This is a genomic window from Corynebacterium jeikeium, from assembly GCF_000738175.1.
GTDB lineage: Bacteria > Actinomycetota > Actinomycetes > Mycobacteriales > Mycobacteriaceae > Corynebacterium > Corynebacterium jeikeium_C.
The window spans coordinates 41,585-58,266 of sequence record NZ_JFCH01000025.1 but is presented as its reverse complement, the minus strand read 5'-3'; the positions used below and the strand labels follow the sequence as shown (position 1 = coordinate 58,266).

The window sequence follows — 16,682 nt, the reverse complement described above, 5'->3', positions numbered from 1 at the left end:
ATTTTTTGACTGCTACTGCAGATTCGATCGCGCTCGCCGGAGTGGCGGCACGCGCAGCGGCCGAGAAGCTGGGGGAGGACATCCTGGTCCTCGATGTCTCGGACCGTTTGGCCATTACGGACGTGTTCGTCATCGTCAGCGGAGATAACGAGCGCATGGTGAACTCCATCGTCGACGAGGTGGAGTACGAGGTGGGCCAGGACGGGCCCAAGCCAACCCGCCGCGAGGGCCGCGGTGAGGGCCACTGGGTGCTGCTGGATTACGGCAGTGTTGTGGTGCACGTGCAGCGTAAGGAAGAGCGCGAGTTCTACGCGCTAGACCGCCTGTGGCGCGATGCCCCGCAGATCGAGGTCGAGGGCGTGGAGCAGGTAGACCGTGGAAGTAACTGGGCCGCCGATGCAGAGGTAGATGTTCTGGAAGCCACCAGCATCGACGACCTGCCGCTGGCCGGCCCTGCCCCGGACGCCGACGAGCTGTAAAAGCTGATAAGTCTTCACCATGGGCGAGCGCAGGGTCTTTTTGGTCCGTCACGGACAGACGGAGTACAACGCCACGGGGCGTATGCAGGGACAGCTGGATACTGACCTGTCCCCGGTGGGTGTGCAGCAGGCCAAGGTCACCGCGCAGATGCTGGGGGATAAGCGCATCGCGCGGGTGATCGCCAGCGACCTTAAGCGTGCCTACGATACGGCGCTGATCCTGGCCGAGCCCTTCGGCTGTGAGGTGACCACCGATACCCGCCTGCGGGAGACGGACCTGGGGCAGTGGCAGGGGGCCTCGCGCGAAGAGGTAGACCGCGATTTCCCAGGCCAGCGAGCGTATTGGCGCCACGATCCCCAGTGGGCTCCTCCGGGTGGCGAGACGCGCCTGGAGGTCGCCGAGCGCGCCTACGCCGTGATCGAGGAGATCATGGCTACCGATATCTTCGACGACGGCGACGTGATGATCGTCGCCCACGGTGGCACGATCGGTGCGCTTACCGCCCGCCTGCTGGACCTTCCGGTGCGCTACTACCCGGTGTTCACCGGCCTGGGCAATGCCTGCTGGTCGCAACTGTTGGCACGCCCACGTTTTACTGGCGAGGCGACGGGCACCACTCCGGTGGCCGTCGACGGAAGCACGGTGCCGCTGGTGCCTTCCAGCCGCGCCGACTGGTGGAAGCTGCCGCAGTGGCACCTGGAGGGCTGGAACTTGGGCGTGGCCACCGACGCAAGCCCGGACGAGGGTGCCCTTCCAGGTGCTGCCCCTAGCTCTTTTGGTAATGACGCCACCCGCTCCAACCCGCACAACCCCAGCGAAGGTAGGTAGGTAGTGACTGTCCAGATCGTCACCGATTCCTCCTGCTGCCTGACGAAGGAGGTTGCGGAGAAGGCCGGCATCACTGTGCTGGACTTGCACGTGGAGGGTGAAGGGGAAGAACAGACGACCTCGAGCCTGAGCAGCCTGGAGCTGACCGCGAGCTACGCCCGCCTGATGGAGCGCGGCGGGGATGCTGGCGTGCTGGCGCTGCACCTTTCCAAGCAGCTGTCCGCAACGTATGCGAATGCGTGCGTGGCGGCGGGAGTGTTCGACGGCCAGGTGAAGGTTCTGGATACCAAGAGCATCGGCATGGTGCTGGGCTTTGCCGCGCTGAGCGCCGCCGAGGCCGCGCGCGACGGAGCGGACCTGGACACCGTGGTGGCGGTGGCCGAGGAGTCACTGAAGAACTCCTCCCTGTGGCTGTACGTCCACCAGCTGGACGTGCTGCGCAAGGGCGGGCGCCTGTCGGTGGGGCAGGCGCTGCTGACCTCTACGCTGGCGATTAAGCCGATTCTGCAGGTGACCGAGGGCAAGCTGACATTGGCGGCGAAGACCCGTACCCAGGTCAAGGCGATGGATCGCGTGGTGGATCTGGTGCGCCGACTGGTGATCGACGAGGCCGTGGCGGGCAAGGGCAACCCGCGTGACGTGCAGATTGCCGTGCACCACAGTGATGCCGAGGACCAGGCAGTGGATCTATCTGCGCGGCTGGGGGAGATGATTGAGCAGCTGAACCAGCTGGAGGCCCCAACCGAGCCGCCGGAGCCGCGCCCGCACTCGCTGCGCAGGCAGGTTCGAATAGAGACGTGGAAGTCCTTGCCACAGGTAGAGGTCAGTATCGTGAGCATTCCGGAGGTCCTTCAGCTGCACGTGGGGCAGGGGGCACTGGGTGTGGCGGCGACGCTGCGAGGTACGGCGGAGAACGCCGAGGCGACCGAAGCAGCGGCGGATAAGTCCGCCGAGACTGCAGAGGCGCCCGATGCACCCGAAACATCCGGGGCGAACGGCGAGAAGGCCGAGGATAACGGCGCAGAGAGCAGCGACACCGAGTAACTCAGGAGGGGCTACAGGGAGCTTCTACTCGCCGGTTATCCACAGGGGAGGGGTTTTCCACAGCTTCCTGGAGTTTTGACTTTCCAGCTGTGGTATCCGGCGGTCAGTAGTCCGCTAGACATGTTCTGATCGGCGCATGTCCACACGACGTATGAGGCAGAGTTCTGCTGACAAGGTCCGCGCCCGCGCCGAGGCTTTAGCCCAGCCCATGCCGGAGCATGAGCTCGCCAACGTTGACCTAGACACGCACACGGTCATAGGCAGCACGGCATCCAGGGGGCTTATCGTCACGGTGGTCGTGGCTGTCCTCATCAGCGTCACGTTCTTCGCGTGCCAACGGCAAGACCCGGACGATGGGGTGGGAGCGGGCGGCGCCGACATGCTGGCGAGCACTAACGCGCCTGGGATACGCGGTGGAACCGCAGAAGCAGGTGGCGGTGGCGTAGCGGCGGCAACTGGCACGGGGGAAGCCAAAGCGGGGGACGATGGCCAGGCTAACGAGCAGGACGATAACCAGGAAGTAGTGGTGAGTGTGCAGGGTATGGTGCATCACCCAGGGCTGCTTCGGGTGCAGGCGAGCACCCGGGTGGGCGAGGCCATAGAAGCCGCAGGTGGCGGTTTGCCTAAGGCGGTCGTGCTGGGCATCAATCTGGCGGAGCCGGTCAGCGATGGCATGCAGATCGTGGTGGATGATCGTGGCTCGCGCGTGGTCTACGCCGGGGGAACGCAAGCCGCGCCGGGTGGAGCCGGAGGCGCAGGTGCGGACGGGACGAAACCTGGTGGGACAGGCAGCGGGTCAGCAACGAACGGAGGTAAGCCCGACGGCGCAGACGGCGCAGACGGCAAAGTGAACCTCAACACCGCCGACGCCGCGCAGCTGGAGACCATCAGCGGCATCGGCCCAGCCACCGCCGAAGCCATCATCGCTTGGCGAGAATCCAACGGCCCCTTCACCAGTATCGAGCAGCTCCTGGATGTCCGAGGCATCGGCCCGGCGAAGTTCGAAGCGATGCGCGATGCCGTCACAATCTAGCTCGCTGGCGTTGGGCGCGCCGGAGCCGTTCAGTCCGGAAGCCGTCACCCAAGCCCGCGGTGTTGATCTGCGGCTTGTCCCCGTCGCGCTCGGGTGTTGGCTCATCGCCGCCGCGATCATCCTCACCCGTAGCGTTTGGCCGCTTGTCGGAGGAGGACTCATCACGCTCGCCAGCGCCGCGTGGTGGTGGCACGCCCGCCGCAGTTACGGAGCCCCGTGGTGCCGCCTTCTCGCGCGCAGCGTTGCGACTGTTGGAGCTGTCGCCAGCGCGGTGGGTCTGGGCACGTGGTGGCGGATCTTTCTTATTGACGCCCAGCCGCTACTGCAAGACCTCTCCACTCAAGCAGGCGGTGTGCAGCAGCGGGTAACGGTGGCGGGCCTGCCGAAACAAGTCGCGGAGGGCACGGTGTTGGTTCCCGTGGACGTCGACAGCCTGGGGGAGGTGCCGCTTTTTCTACGCCCCGATTTGGCCGGGGCAGAAGCTGGAGCCGGAGCTGCAGACGGAGGCACAGTGGGCGCCGGCGACTTCACGGCTCTACGACCCGGCATGAGCTTCGACATTGCCGCCACCTTGCGCCCATCCCGCGGGGCGGAGATGGTTCCGGTCACCCTGTCCGCCACCCGCGCGCCGGAGAACATCACCGAGCCGGAAGGTATATGGGCCGTCACCGCCTGGCTGCGTGAAGGCTTCCACGCGCTGTGCGCTGACCTGCCGTGGGAAGCCGGGAAGATCCTGCCCGGCATGGTGTTGGGGGACGTCAGCATGCAGGACTCCACTCTGCGCAATCAGTTCACCGTCACTGGGCTAAGCCACCTCAGCGCGGTTTCTGGATCCAATGTCGCGGTAGTCACCGGAACCGCATTGGTGCTGGCCACGGCCTGCCGGGCGGGGCGCCTCACCAGGCTGCTGGTGGCAGCCGGCGCTCTGGTGGCCTTCGTGCTGCTGGTCGGCCCGGAACCCAGTGTGCTGCGAGCGGCGATCATGGGCAGCGTCGGGCTGGTGGCGGTGGCCTCGGCGCGCTGGACGGACATCATCGCCTCCCTGAGTGCGGCCATCATTGTCCTGATGGTGCTTTCCCCAGGCATGGCCATAAGCTACGCCTTCGTGCTCTCTGTGGCGGCAACGGCGGGCATCGTGGTGGTGCTGCCTTGGTGGTCAAAAGCCGTGCTGGCTAGGATGCCGCTGATTCCCTGGCTGCCCGTGCACGAGCGACCCACCCAGCTGCAGGCGATGGTGGTGCGCATGGTCCTCGTGGCGATCGCAGCGGATCTGGTGACCATCCCGATCATCGTCCACATGACGGGGAAAGTCTCCCTGGTCGCGGTGATCTGCAACCTGGCGGTGACTGCGGTGGTTCCAGTGATCACCGTTCTTGGGCTCGGGGCAGCACTGTTGGCGGCGATCTACCCACCGGTGACGATGTTGCTGGCCAAGATCATCGTCGCCCCAGCAGTGCCGTGTGCGGCATGGGTACTGCAGGTGGCCCGCACGGGGTCTGGCGCGCCCATGCTTGCCACCCCAGGCGGATGGGCATGGGCGGGCATCGCCAGCGCCCTGTTGGCTGTAGTGCTGGCGAGCGTCCGCTACGCCCGCTACTGGCGCACACTCCGGTGGGGCTGGGCCACGCTTGTGTGCGGGATGCTGATGCTGGGGGTATGGGGACGAGGGGGCGTCATAAAACTAGAAAAACCACACGTATCCGCAGCAATCAAGACAGGGCCAGTGGACCTAGACGGCAAGGCAGTGTTTCAAGTTCGCGACGACGATCAGGCGATGCGGCAGCTACAAGCGATCGACGCAGCCGTGGCGGAGAAAGGGGGAACACAACAGGTGGCGGTGATCGTGACGCAGTGCGGGAAACCGCACGGCAGGCCCAGCTTTATGCCCAACGGGGTGCCCGTGTACTACCCGTGTAAGGACAAGGTGGAGATCCGTTAGAAGTCGCGCCCGCCAATCTGGCAAGATCGAACCCATGAACCGCCCCGAGCCCCCCGCACCCATCAACCTGATCGTCGGCGACGACGACTTCCTGGCCGAACGGCGCAGGCAGGCCATCGTCGACCAAGCGCGGGCCGCCAGCGGAGACCCAAACCTGCCGGTAGAGATGCGCAAAGCCTCGGAACTCAGTGCACCTGAACTGGCTGAACTGCTAAGCCCCAGCCTGTTCGCCGAAGATCGCATCGTGGTCGTCACGGGCGTGGAGGATACGGGCAAGGAGATCGTCGGGCTGCTGGAACAAGCCATCAAAGACCCAGCCGACGGGGTGGTGCTGATCATCGTGCACACCGGTAAGGGGCGCAACAAGAAGCTGGTGGATAGCTGGCCGAAACTCGGCGCGGTGGTATTCCAAGCCGGGGCGCTCAAGGGCCGCGAGCAGCTGGCCTTCATCGACCAAGAATTCCGCAGCCAGGGCGCGCGCGTGACCCGCGAAGTGTGCGAACTGCTGCTGGATGTGGTGGGCAGCGACCTGCGCCAGCTGGCCGGCGCCATCAGCCAGCTAATCGCCGATACGGACGGCCACGTGGACGCCGCAGCGGTGAAGCGCTACTACCAGGGCAAGGCAGAGGTCAGCGGCTTTGAAGTAGCCGACTATGCCATCGCCGGAAACGTCCGTGCCGCGGTGGCGCTGGCGCGCCGGGCGCTACAGCTGGGCGTGGCGCCGGTGCTGCTGGCCAGCGCATTGAGCACCGGGATCGCAGACATTGCGAAGGTAGCGGGCGCGGGCAACATCAACTCTCGCCGAGATGCGGCGAAGTTCGGCATGGCGCCGTGGAAACTGGACAAGACGATCCGCACCGCCCGGCGCTGGAACACCCCCATGATCGCGCAGGCGGTGCAGATCACCGCGGAGCTCGATGCGGGCGTGAAGGGCCACAGCGCCGACCCCGACTTCGCGGTAGAAGACGCGGTGCGGAAAATCGCCTACGTCGCTGGCGGGAAGACAGCGCGCAGATAGCGCAGTGCTGGCGGGCAGACAGCGCGCAGATAGCGCAGCTGGCACGGCGCTAGCGGGCGTTAAAGCCCTTCCACACGCCGCAGTGCACCGCGTCGTCGTAACGAGACTCGAAATCGTACTCGCGGGTTTCCTCCCACGCGGCCACGCCACCCTCTAGATGAGAGCCGATCAGCGCGCCGGTCAGCGACGCGCGAGTGTTGCGATTGCCCGGCCAGTTCACGGCAACGTGCAGGAAGTCGTGCGGGGCGTACTGATCCTGATTATCCAGGTACAGCTGCGCCAGCAGTAGGGCGGAGGCGGTGCAGGAGCCAGCGTCCCACCCACGGCCCAGAATCTGCACAAACTTGCCGCTGTTGCGGTAGAGCTCCTCAAAGTCGCCCTGCTGCAGGAATGGGGTGAGGTGCTCGTGGACGGCGCTGACGCGCGAGATCAGCTCGCTCAACGGAACGTCGGGGCCGGTCAGATCCGTAATCAGAGCTTCGTCCAGGTCCGTGAGGATGTCCAGCTTCTCCTCGTTGGTCAGCAGGCTATCGTTATCGAAGTTCTCATCGCCGGCCAAGCCCTCTGCGACGTCAAGCAGGCGGGTGCCCTTCTTAGCAGCCAGCATGCAGGCCACCATGGCGCATGCCGCGCGAGCCACGCCTGAGTCGTGAGTCAAGATGCCCTGCAGGACGGACCAGCCCACGCCCTCATCAGCGGGAGCAAGCAAAGCACTGGCCGCCACGCGCATTACGGCACCGGAGCCGCCCGAGTGAGTAGCCACATCGTCCCAGTGCTCCGCCCCGAGCAGGCTCAGCCGCTCCAGAGACTCGGTGTTCGACGCGCCGGGGTGGCGGTCGTAGTCCCGGTCGCCGTGGTAGTTGATGAAGTGCTGGCCGATGGCCTGCATGCCCTCTTCGCGGTCCAGGTCCCCGTCGTCGATCTCCGCCATCGCGGCGCACAGAGCCAGGGTCATCTGCGTAGCGTCGCTGATCACCAGCGAATCGGGTAGCGGGGTGCGGTCGGGCTGCGGCTCGTTCAAGTACGGGTAGCCCCACGCATCGCCCAGGGCGGTGCCGAGTAGGGCTGAGCGGAAGCGATCCTTCATCCCTTTGTCGAACTCCTTTGAAAAGTCATTAGCAGCGATCAGCTGAGGCTGTAACAGCCCTTGATCTAGCTCTTAAGCTTAGGGCATAACGAAAACCCGCACCCGGGGGAGGTTGTTGCTGTTGTTGCTTTGTGACGCAACGTCTCAACCTCTGTAGAAGGGTGCGGGCCTCGATTCAGGCAAGTGCCGGCTGGAGAATCTCCGGATAAACCTTAGGCCATCTTGTTGAAGCGAGCGGCCATGCCGGACTTCTTGTTTGCCGCGTTGTTGCGGTGGATGGTGCCCTTGGTGACGGCCTTGTCGTAGAAGCGGGAAGCGACGCGCAGCTGAGCCTCAGCGGCCTCCTTGTCGCCAGCCTCCACGGCGGCGTTGAACTTGCGGGTCTCGGTGCGCAGGCGGGAACGGATAGCCTGGTTGCGCTTGCGAGCGATCTCGTTGGTGAGAACGCGCTTCTTCTGCTGCTTGATGTTTGCCATGGTGGCGTGCCTCTTCTTTCAAAAAGTCTTCGGAAAAAATCTGTTCAGGGGAGCGGACTCCCGCCGTGGCCGCGCGGTCTCTAACACCCCACCCAAGGTCCTGTGGGATGCGGCGTGGCCTCGCAGTGCGTCTCAACAACGGCGCTGCACTAGTGGATAGTGCGAGTGGCTGCTATGAGCAGCACTGTGAACTCGGGAAATGTTAGCAGCAGGGGTAAAGAAAAGGCAAAAAGCTCCGGGCGGGGCTTTTTAGCCCCAGCCGTACTCCTGGCGCAGCACGTTGGCGACCCGATCGAAGCGGCGGGAGGGTAGCGGAATGCCGCGGCGTTGGATGTGGGATTCCGGCACCTGCAGCACCTTATCTATACGCACCCAGCTATCGCGGTCCGCGCCGGAGCTCCACGGCCCGGTGCCGATGGGAACCCAGATCGGCTGATCAGCGTACTCCTCGCGGGAGGAAATCAGCAGGGTGAGAAGCCGGTGGCTCTTGCGCCCGACCACAAGCACCGCGCGCCGCTCAGGGGGCACGCCCTTCTTCGGGCGGATGTCTGCCCACACGACCTCACCAGCATCCGCCTGCCCATCCATGTCCGGAATATAAGTGACGGGGCGAGCGAGCTCGCGGCTGGCGGTTTTGATGGTTTCGTCCCGGTCACCCGCCAAGCCGGCGTACTCCGCGCCCATCCCAAGATGGGCATTTAGCTCCGCGATGCCGCGCTTCAGAGCCTGCCTACGCGTGAAACGGCGGATATAAAAACGCTGGAAGAACCCCTTGATGGCCCCAATGGGATTGCGGGATTTCCCCCGTGGGGGCGTCACATCCACAACACTTCCTTCGGAACCAGCCATAGGTGACAGATTACCCGAACCACGTGCGCACAGTAATAAGGTTCGCAGCTAAACCCCGTCTGCTACTTCTGGGCCGATGCATAGTAGGGTTACGCATAAGCGAAAGAGGAGGGCAAATGGCAGCCAAGCAGAAGAATTACGCCACAGAGACGTTTACGGACCCAGAGAGGATCCGCAACTTCTGCATCATTGCCCACATCGACCACGGCAAGTCCACACTGGCCGACCGTATCCTGCAGATGTCCGGCGTGGTCGAGGATCGCGACATGCGCGACCAGTACCTCGACAACATGGACATCGAGCGCGAACGCGGTATCACGATTAAGGCGCAGAACGTGCGCCTGCCCTGGGTGCCGAAGACAGGTGCGCACGCGGGCGAAGAACTGGTGATGCACCTGATCGATACGCCTGGTCACGTGGACTTCACCTACGAGGTCTCCCGCGCCCTCGAAGCGTGTGAGGGTTGCATCCTGCTGGTCGACGCAGCCCAGGGCATCGAGGCGCAGACGCTGGCGAACCTGTACCTGGCGATGGAAAACGACCTGGAAATCATCCCGGTGCTGAACAAGATCGACCTGCCCGCGGCAGATCCGGAGAAGTACTCCCTGGAGATCGCGCACATCATCGGCTGCGAGCCAGAGGACGTGCTGCGCGTATCCGGCAAGACCGGCGAGGGCGTATCCGAGCTGCTGGATAAGGTGTGCGAGCTGGTTCCCGCTCCGGTCGGCGATGCCGATGCCCCCGCCCGTGCCATGATCTTCGACAGCGTGTACGACATCTACCGCGGTGTGGTGACCTACGTACGCATGATGGACGGCCGGCTGGAATCCCGCCAGAAGATCGAGATGATGAGCAGTGGCGCGACCCACGAGACTCAGGAGATCGGCGTGGTTTCCCCGGAGCCAACGAAGACCAAGGGCCTGGGAGTGGGCGAGGTCGGCTACATCATCACCGGTGCGAAGGACGTCCGTCAGTCCAAGGTGGGCGATACGATCACCTGGGCCGTCAACGGCGCGGAAACCCCGCTGAAGGGCTACCAGGAGCCGACCCCGATGGTGTACTCCGGCCTGTTCCCGATCAGTGCCGACCAGTACCCGGACCTGCGCGAGGCTATCGAGAAGCTGCAGCTCAACGATGCCTCCCTGACCTTCGAGCCAGAGACTTCCGTGGCTCTGGGCTTTGGCTTCCGTTGTGGCTTCCTGGGCCTGCTGCACATGGAGATCACCCGCGCCCGCCTGGAGCGCGAGTTCGACCTGGACCTGATCTCCACCGCTCCTTCCGTGGTGTACCGCGTGGTCAAGGAGGATGGTAGCGAGGTAATGGTGCGCAACCCTTCGGACTGGCCGGGCGGCAAGATGCGCGAGATCTACGAGCCGATCGTGAAGATGACCGTCATTGTGCCTGCGGAGTTCCTGGGCGCGACGATGGAGTTGTGCCAGTCCAAGCGCGGGCAGATGGGCGGCATGGATTACCTCTCTGAGGACCGCGTGGAGCTGCGCTACACCATGCCTCTGGGTGAGATCATCTTCGACTTCTTCGACCAGCTGAAGTCTCGCACCAAGGGCTACGCTTCGCTGAACTACGAGGAAGCCGGCGAGCAGCTGGCCGACCTGGTGAAGGTGGACATCCTGCTGCAGGGCGAGCCGGTGGACGCGTTCAGCGCTATTGTCCACCGCGAGAATGCCCACTGGTACGGCAACAAGATGACCGTGAAGCTCAAGGAGCTCATCCCGCGCCAGCAGTTCGAAGTGCCGGTGCAGGCCGCCATTGGTTCCAAGATCATTGCCCGCGAGAACATCCGCGCCCTGCGCAAGGACGTTCTTTCCAAGTGCTACGGCGGCGACGTGTCGCGTAAGCGCAAGCTGCTGGAGAAGCAGAAGGAAGGCAAGAAGCGCATGAAGGCCATTGGTTCGGTTTCTGTTCCGCAGGAGGCCTTCGTCGCTGCTCTGTCTACTGACGCCGACTAGGTCTATTGACGCCCACTAGGCTCAGCCGAGCTGGCGCACCGCCGCGGCCAGGCGGTTGATCTCGCTTAAGGAGAGCTCCTCGTCCGCGTGGGCGTTGCAATAATCCAGCAGGGTATAGCCGGTGAGCTGCAGCTGGTTGTGCCTGGCCCACATGCTGCGGGCATAGGGCGAGTTGTTGTTGATCATCTTCATCATGTGTTTGCGCTCGCTGAGCAGCTCGAACTGCAGATCGCGGCGTGCGTAGAGCGCGCGGTCTGGCGGGTTCATCAGCAAGGCGCCCAGCAGGGCACCCATTGCCGCTTCGCAGTGGCCTGCAAGGCGGCGGTGGTAGTGGGCGTCCGACGTAGTACGCCACAGCCACAAGAAGATAAACGAGCAGATAACCGCAATACACACCTCGGCGAGGCGGTCGATCACCACGTCGCCGAGCGGGCGGTCGAGAGAGTTGCCCATCATCAGCGCCATGGGGGTGGTGAAGATGACGGTGAACGCATAGTTCTTGACGATGAAAAACTCGGCGGCGAATTGGCAGGCGGCCAGCAAGAACAGCAGGGGGAGGCCACCGATCTGGAAGGCATGGGCGATGGCGAACAGGCCGATGCCCAGGATGGAGCCCAAGAGACGGTGGACGCCGCGAACGGTACCGGGGATCTTCTCCGGACCCCATTGCAGGATCAGCAGGGCGGTGATCACTCCCCAGTCGGGACGGTCCAGGCCCAACCAGATAGTGATGGCACAAGAGACCAGGCTGGCCAGCACTACCTTTTCCATGCTGAGCTCCGCATGGCTGTGGATATTGAGTGAACGGCCGAAGCGGTACTTCACCGAAGGCTTGTGGTGTGGGATTGCGGTGCGGGTGGGGTCGACCATGCCGTTGGTATCGGAGAAGTCCTCGTCCGTATCCACGTAGCCTGAGTGCGCGCTGGCGGACATGAGTTTTTGGCGGGCCTGCTGCACCTGCACCACCAGGTCGCGCTGCGACTCGCGGATGACCCTGCCACCGGAGACGATGCCCGCGCCCATGAGCGTGGTCCACGCCTCGGAGAGGGAAGTGCGGGCCAGGTAGTAGTTGCCGGGGCTTGGATCTTCAGCGAAGTCTGCTACTGCGTTGTTAAGGGTGCGAATGGCCTGCTGCTCGGGGCCGCGCGGATTAAACAGGGCGGGGAACATGCCCACGATGATGGCGACGAATGCGCCGAACAAGGCCCAACCGCCGATGGCTAGCGGGTTGAGGTCGTTGCGGGCGATCATCGTGGCACCGCCGGAGACCATGACGATGAAGAAGCCGCCCGGTGGCGGCAGGCGCAGTGCGTTCTGTGCGTAGGTGAACACGCCGGAGAGGAAGGTGCAGTACACGCCGGCGATGAGTAGCCACCAATGCGAGCCGCCGGAATCCATGTGCTCCCACATCATCTTGCCCAGCCAAGCGGCGATGGTGGGGCAGGCGGCCAGCAGGACGGCGGAGAACGCCATCACCTTCAGGCGGATGCGGTACGGCAGATTGCCGCCGTAGATGACGGTGAACGCTCCTCCAGCAACTAGCAACATCGCATCGGTGTGGCCCAACGACCATGCGATAGTGCCGGGGATCAGCAACGACAGTGCGGCTCGCAGTCCACCAGCCCAGCCCGAGGCCTTTGAGTTGAAGGTACTGAACAGTTCCCAAGCGCTCGGGCGTTGGGGGATGGGGAACTCCGCGGGGTTGCGCGGGGGCTTAGGGGACAGCGGTGATGGCGAGGAGGGCTGATGGTCGGGGCTGGTTTGGCTCACTGCGTCTGTATGTTTCCTCTTATGCGTCGGCGAAATAGGACGTCCATTGGGACAGTCATAGGGACATTCACAGTGTAGCCCTCGAAATCGAACAATGAACTGTGGGTTGTCCGGCGCAATGCCTACACTGAGATCCATGAGTTACAAGGACCCGCAGCGCCCGCAGGATAAGGATTATCTGGCTGGCTGGATGCCCGACGAGGATCCACATGATGGGCAGGTCGTGCGTACATCCGAAGAGCAGGATCTGGAAGCTCGTCGCATTCGGTTGTCGAAGTACCGCCCGAGCACTGCGAAGAAGATCGCGGCCTGGCTGGCATTGATCCTGGGTGCGATGATGCTGTTCGGGATCCTATCCGGCTCGATGGAGGGCGTCGAGGGTGCCTTAAGGATCTTCCTGGCGGTGCTCTACTGCCTTATGTTTGCCGGACCGGCATCGTTTTGGATTTATGCGAACAACCGAGATACCAAGGCTGTTCGGCAGTGGGCTGCCACGGAATCCGACTACCGGGAAGTGTGGGAATCCTTCGACTCGGCGACACAGTCCATCTTCGCGCGGCCTTCACTGGCAGAGGAGCTGCCATTACTACCGAAGCGCCCCTGGCTGTGGATCTGGATCGCGGAGTTCGCGGTGATCGCTACTGCCGGCGCGCTGACCCCTGCCTAGCTGCCGCCTGAACCGTGAAGGGTGCAGGGGTCGGGACGAGGGCGACTAGCTGTTATATAGAGCCAGCACCTGCGGCATCGCGCGATGGAGATAACCGGCGTTGGGGAATCCGACGCTTACACCTACAGAGCGGTCGCTTTGATCGATGCAGTCCATATCGGTGTTAGCGGAGCCGATGGTGCACTTCAGGTCGTAAGATTCGTTGTTTACCGGACTGGTGACGCTAATAGAGGCGCGAGGTATTGGCGTCGCATCAGGACTCAAGGCAAAAAGTTCGAACTTAGTCTTCAACGCAGTCTGGTAGATCGCTTGCGCGAACTCGCACGAGGTTGCTTCGTGCGCTTTGAGCTTGGCGCCTTCCGCAGTGGTTCCGCAAGCCCCTCCGACTTTGCTGGGGGTTGTCCTTGCGTTCCTGCGGGGCTCGGAGCTCGAGCCATCGCCTGGTGAGGGCTCAGGGGCCTGGTCGCTCGCTCCCGGGACCGTGGGGTTGGGGCCGGGCTTCTTGGTGGACTTTGCACGCGTGGTTTCGTCTGCCTTGTCGTCCTTTTTAGAGGCCTCATCCTTAGCTGCCGAATCCTGCTGTGCAGAGGCGTTAGCGGAGCTGCTGGAGTCGGCGGCATCGTTGGAATCTTCAGATCCGCAGGCGCTTAAACTCATCGCGGCGACGGTGAATAGGGCTAGGGCAGACATGCGCTTCATGAAAACTCCCTTAAGTAAAGAAAAGAGTCGTATTAATGAAGAAGCCTAGCGCTTCCGCTAGTCATTCACAGTGAGAACGACCTTCCCCAGTGCGTGGCCCGACTCGACTTCCTCGTAGCCTTCGGCGGCGGCGCTGAAGGGCAGCTCTCTGCCGATCACCGGACGCATCGCGCCGTCCGCCACCAAGCGGGCGAGCTCCGCGAAACGCTCCTGGGTGCGGACTCGAGTGATGCCGCTACCGCCCAGGCGGGCGGCCAGCTGCTTGTCGGCAGCGCTGCGGATCGCGCCCTCTGGTGCAAGATGCGCCAGCCCCTCCAAGACCCCGCCGCCGACGAGGTCCAGGATGCCGTCCACCGGCGGAACGGTGACGTGGGAACCGGTCTTGCCTAGCTCCGCGGTATCCATAAACCGCGCCCCCAGGCGCTCTACCAGTATCTTCTTGCGGGCGCTGGCGATGCCGATGACCTCAATGTCGAAATGTCGCGCTAACTGCAGGGCATGCGTGCCCACGCCACCACCCGCGCCGATCACCAGCAGACGGGCGCCCTCATCCGGCCAGGTTTCCAGGTTGTACAGTTCTGCCAAAGCGTCGTAGGCGGTCCCAGCAGCCGCGGGGAGGCAGGCCGCATCCGTGGCCTCTACACCGCTGGGGATAGCTGCGGTCGAGGTGGCGTCCAAAAGAACAAAAGAATCACTCGCAGCACCAGTGCTGGAGAAAGCCGAGCCAAAGACGCGATCACCTGGCGAAAACCCGGTGGAAGGGTCGGCCTCGACGACGATTCCGGCGGCCTCGCGGCCCATGGCCATGGGGAAGGAGACCGGGAATGAGCCCTGGCGTTGGCCGTTCCGCACTTTAATGTCGCCGGGGTTCAGACTGATCGCCGTGGGGCGGATCAGCACGCTGCCGGGCTGCCAGGTGGGGTCGGCGACGTCGAGGAAGCGGGTGACCTCGGGGCCGCCGAAGGATTCAAAGCCGAAGATACGCATGAACCCCATGGTAGGGATCCGCTAGTTCTTGGCGAAGCGGCGCATGAGGAAAGCGAACAGAGCGCCGGAGATGTTGTGCCACACGGCGGCGACCGCACCGGGGATGGCGGCCTCCGGGGCCCAGTACTTGCCAGACATGCCCGAGGCCAGGCCAGCGGACTGCGTGGCGACCTCGATGGCGGTGGTACGGCACACAGCGGGGGTTTCGCCGGTAGCGCGGGCGGCGAAGTAGCCCAGGATGTAGCCGATGGTGTTGTGGATGATGACAGCGACCAGGACGGTTACGCCGACGTTCATCAGGGTCTCCGAAGACTTGGCCACGGCGGGGAAGACCACGCCACCGATGGCGATGATGGACAGCCACGGCAGGACCGGCAGCAAGAACTGAACGATGCGGTCGAAGATCACACGGATGACCAGGCCGCCGATGACGGGCAGCAGCACGGTCTGGACCAGGCTCCACGCCATGGAGGCGCCGTCCACCGGGGTTTCCTCGCCGGCGAGCAGCAGCATGATCACCGGGGTGACGATCGGGGAGAGGATCGTGGAGACGGAGGTCATGGTCACGGACAGGGCGACGTCGCCCTTGGCCAGGTATGAAACCACGTTGGAAGTAGTGCCGCCCGGGACGGAACCCAGCATCAGCAGGCCGACCGCCAGCATGGGGTTCAGCCCCAGCAGCTTGGCAACGGCCACCGCGCCTAGCGGCATGATGACGAACTGTGCCAGCACGCCGATGAAGATCGGCATGGGGCGCTTGATGACCAGTGCGAAGTCCGGCAGCGTCAGCGTGAGGCCCATGCACAGCATGATGATGGCGATCATCGTGGAGATGTGCGCCGCCAGGGGAGTGAAGGTGTCCGGGCTGGCCAGTGCAAGGCCGGCGCCGATCAGGATGAATGCGGGGAAGGCCCACACGGCAATGGTGGCGGAGCGTTCCTCAGAGGCATTGGCGGCATTGGTGGCTTTAGTGTTTTCCGCGCCGTTTTGGGGCGCTTCGGTGTTCTTCTCTTCGGTCGTCATGTGACCAGTATATGAGACGGTAGTCTCAAAGTATGAAATTCGCCGAAAAAGCCTGCCGTGAACGGGGGTGGGGAGATTAGTTAGAGTGGTTCTAACGGCTTGCGCCCAACAGAAGGAGTGACCAATGAATCAACCCCGCACCTGGTTCACCAGCGACCTGCACCTTGGTCATCCCTTCGTCGCCGAACTACGCGGCTACGGCACCAGCGGAGAAATCGACGCGGACGTCGAGCGGCACGACGCAACGATTCTGAGCAACCTCACCAGCGCCCTGGCTCCGGGCGACACGCTGTGGGTTCTCGGCGATATTTCCTCTGGGTGGGGTCCACAGGAAGAACGAGCGCTGGACCTGCTGGCCGAGGCATTTTCTGGCCTGGACGTCACCGTTCACCTGATCGCCGGCAACCACGACTCCTGCCATCCGCTGCACGCCAACAGCGCCGAGCGGCAGCGCCGCTTCCTGGAGGTTTTCGATTCCGTGCAGCCCTACCAGTGTGTGGTCCCGTGGGATCCGGACGGCGACGGAGTGGCCGATAACGAGGATCTAGCTAGGAAGGCCGATACCGAGGTTGCCTGGCTGTGCCACTTCCCGCGCCCCGGTCAGGATCACGAGGGCATGGAGTCTCGCTACGACTCTCTACGCCTGGACGTGCCATACGTCATTCACGGCCACCTGCACTCCGCCGCACCCATCACCGGCCCGGGTCAGGTCGACGTTGGAGTGGATGCGTGGGGTCTGCACCCCGCCCCTTATGAAGAGGTTATGGAGCTTCTTTACCGCGACGCCTAGCGCTCAAAGCAGGTGCATAAGCATC

16 protein-coding genes are annotated in these 16,682 nt (G+C 63.7%); 9 read left to right on the top strand and 7 right to left on the bottom strand.

From position 1 onward, the window contains the following. Positions 1-5: 5 nt before the first annotated feature. From rsfS to holA, 6 genes are all read left to right on the top strand, one after another. Positions 6-479 carry a ribosome silencing factor gene (gene rsfS / locus JQ46_RS03170; RefSeq protein ID WP_034985370.1) on the top strand — a complete coding sequence of 158 codons (474 nt, stop codon included), beginning with the start codon at positions 6-8 and terminating at the stop codon, positions 477-479. Between the two features lie 19 nt (positions 480-498). Then, positions 499-1,308 carry a histidine phosphatase family protein gene (locus JQ46_RS03165; RefSeq protein WP_034985369.1) on the top strand — a complete coding sequence of 270 codons (810 nt, stop codon included), beginning with the start codon at positions 499-501 and terminating at the stop codon, positions 1,306-1,308. Between the two features lie 3 nt (positions 1,309-1,311). Beyond that, positions 1,312-2,352, top strand: a complete 1,041-nt coding sequence (locus JQ46_RS03160) for a DegV family protein (protein WP_034985367.1) — start codon at positions 1,312-1,314, stop codon at positions 2,350-2,352. A gap of 151 nt (positions 2,353-2,503) precedes the next feature. After that, positions 2,504-3,385 carry a ComEA family DNA-binding protein gene (locus JQ46_RS03155; RefSeq protein WP_237744692.1) on the top strand — a complete coding sequence of 294 codons (882 nt, stop codon included), beginning with the start codon at positions 2,504-2,506 and terminating at the stop codon, positions 3,383-3,385. After that, positions 3,327-5,324: a ComEC/Rec2 family competence protein gene (locus JQ46_RS03150; protein ID WP_237744691.1), complete on the top strand. Its 1,998-nt coding sequence runs from the start codon at positions 3,327-3,329 to the stop codon at positions 5,322-5,324. Before JQ46_RS03155 ends, JQ46_RS03150 begins: the two co-directional genes overlap by 59 nt. 34 nt (positions 5,325-5,358) lie before the next feature. Then, positions 5,359-6,342 carry a DNA polymerase III subunit delta gene (gene holA / locus JQ46_RS03145; protein ID WP_034985365.1) on the top strand — a complete coding sequence of 328 codons (984 nt, stop codon included), beginning with the start codon at positions 5,359-5,361 and terminating at the stop codon, positions 6,340-6,342. 49 nt (positions 6,343-6,391) lie between these two features. Here the strand turns inward: holA and JQ46_RS03140 are convergent, their stop codons facing one another. From JQ46_RS03140 to JQ46_RS03130, 3 genes are all read right to left on the bottom strand, one after another. Then, positions 6,392-7,429, bottom strand: a complete 1,038-nt coding sequence (locus tag JQ46_RS03140) for an ADP-ribosylglycohydrolase family protein (protein WP_034985363.1) — start codon at positions 7,427-7,429, stop codon at positions 6,392-6,394. A gap of 212 nt (positions 7,430-7,641) precedes the next feature. Beyond that, entirely contained in the window at positions 7,642-7,905 is a 264-nt protein-coding gene (gene rpsT, locus JQ46_RS03135) for a 30S ribosomal protein S20 (protein WP_005296442.1), read from the bottom strand. A gap of 249 nt (positions 7,906-8,154) precedes the next feature. Beyond that, positions 8,155-8,754, bottom strand: coding sequence for a type II toxin-antitoxin system PemK/MazF family toxin (locus JQ46_RS03130; RefSeq protein ID WP_034985361.1), 600 nt, complete (start codon positions 8,752-8,754; stop codon positions 8,155-8,157). A gap of 116 nt (positions 8,755-8,870) precedes the next feature. On the opposite strand from JQ46_RS03130, the gene lepA reads away from it, so the two are divergent. Further along, positions 8,871-10,721 carry a translation elongation factor 4 gene (gene lepA / locus JQ46_RS03125; RefSeq protein WP_034985360.1) on the top strand — a complete coding sequence of 617 codons (1,851 nt, stop codon included), beginning with the start codon at positions 8,871-8,873 and terminating at the stop codon, positions 10,719-10,721. A 21-nt stretch (positions 10,722-10,742) separates the two neighbouring features. Here lepA and JQ46_RS03120 read toward each other — a convergent pair whose 3' ends face one another. Then, positions 10,743-12,491, bottom strand: coding sequence for an FUSC family protein (locus JQ46_RS03120; protein WP_237744690.1), 1,749 nt, complete (start codon positions 12,489-12,491; stop codon positions 10,743-10,745). A 136-nt stretch (positions 12,492-12,627) separates the two neighbouring features. On the opposite strand from JQ46_RS03120, the gene JQ46_RS03115 reads away from it, so the two are divergent. Next, positions 12,628-13,158: a hypothetical protein gene (locus tag JQ46_RS03115; protein ID WP_034985359.1), complete on the top strand. Its 531-nt coding sequence runs from the start codon at positions 12,628-12,630 to the stop codon at positions 13,156-13,158. Positions 13,159-13,203: 45 nt separating this feature from the next. Here the strand turns inward: JQ46_RS03115 and JQ46_RS03110 are convergent, their stop codons facing one another. Genes JQ46_RS03110 through JQ46_RS03100 form a run of 3 tightly spaced genes read right to left on the bottom strand, consistent with a single transcriptional unit; the run spans position 13,204 to position 15,867 of the window. Next, positions 13,204-13,857 carry a hypothetical protein gene (locus tag JQ46_RS03110; RefSeq protein ID WP_034985358.1) on the bottom strand — a complete coding sequence of 218 codons (654 nt, stop codon included), beginning with the start codon at positions 13,855-13,857 and terminating at the stop codon, positions 13,204-13,206. Between the two features lie 57 nt (positions 13,858-13,914). After that, entirely contained in the window at positions 13,915-14,844 is a 930-nt protein-coding gene (locus JQ46_RS03105) for an NADP-dependent oxidoreductase (protein ID WP_034985434.1), read from the bottom strand. A 21-nt stretch (positions 14,845-14,865) separates the two neighbouring features. Then, positions 14,866-15,867: a bile acid:sodium symporter family protein gene (locus JQ46_RS03100; RefSeq protein ID WP_034985357.1), complete on the bottom strand. Its 1,002-nt coding sequence runs from the start codon at positions 15,865-15,867 to the stop codon at positions 14,866-14,868. 124 nt (positions 15,868-15,991) lie between these two features. On the opposite strand from JQ46_RS03100, the gene JQ46_RS03095 reads away from it, so the two are divergent. Continuing rightward, the gene (locus tag JQ46_RS03095; protein WP_034985356.1) at positions 15,992-16,657 is read left to right on the top strand and encodes a metallophosphoesterase; all 666 of its coding nucleotides are present in this window, start codon (positions 15,992-15,994) and stop codon (positions 16,655-16,657) included. Positions 16,658-16,682 lie beyond the last annotated feature (25 nt).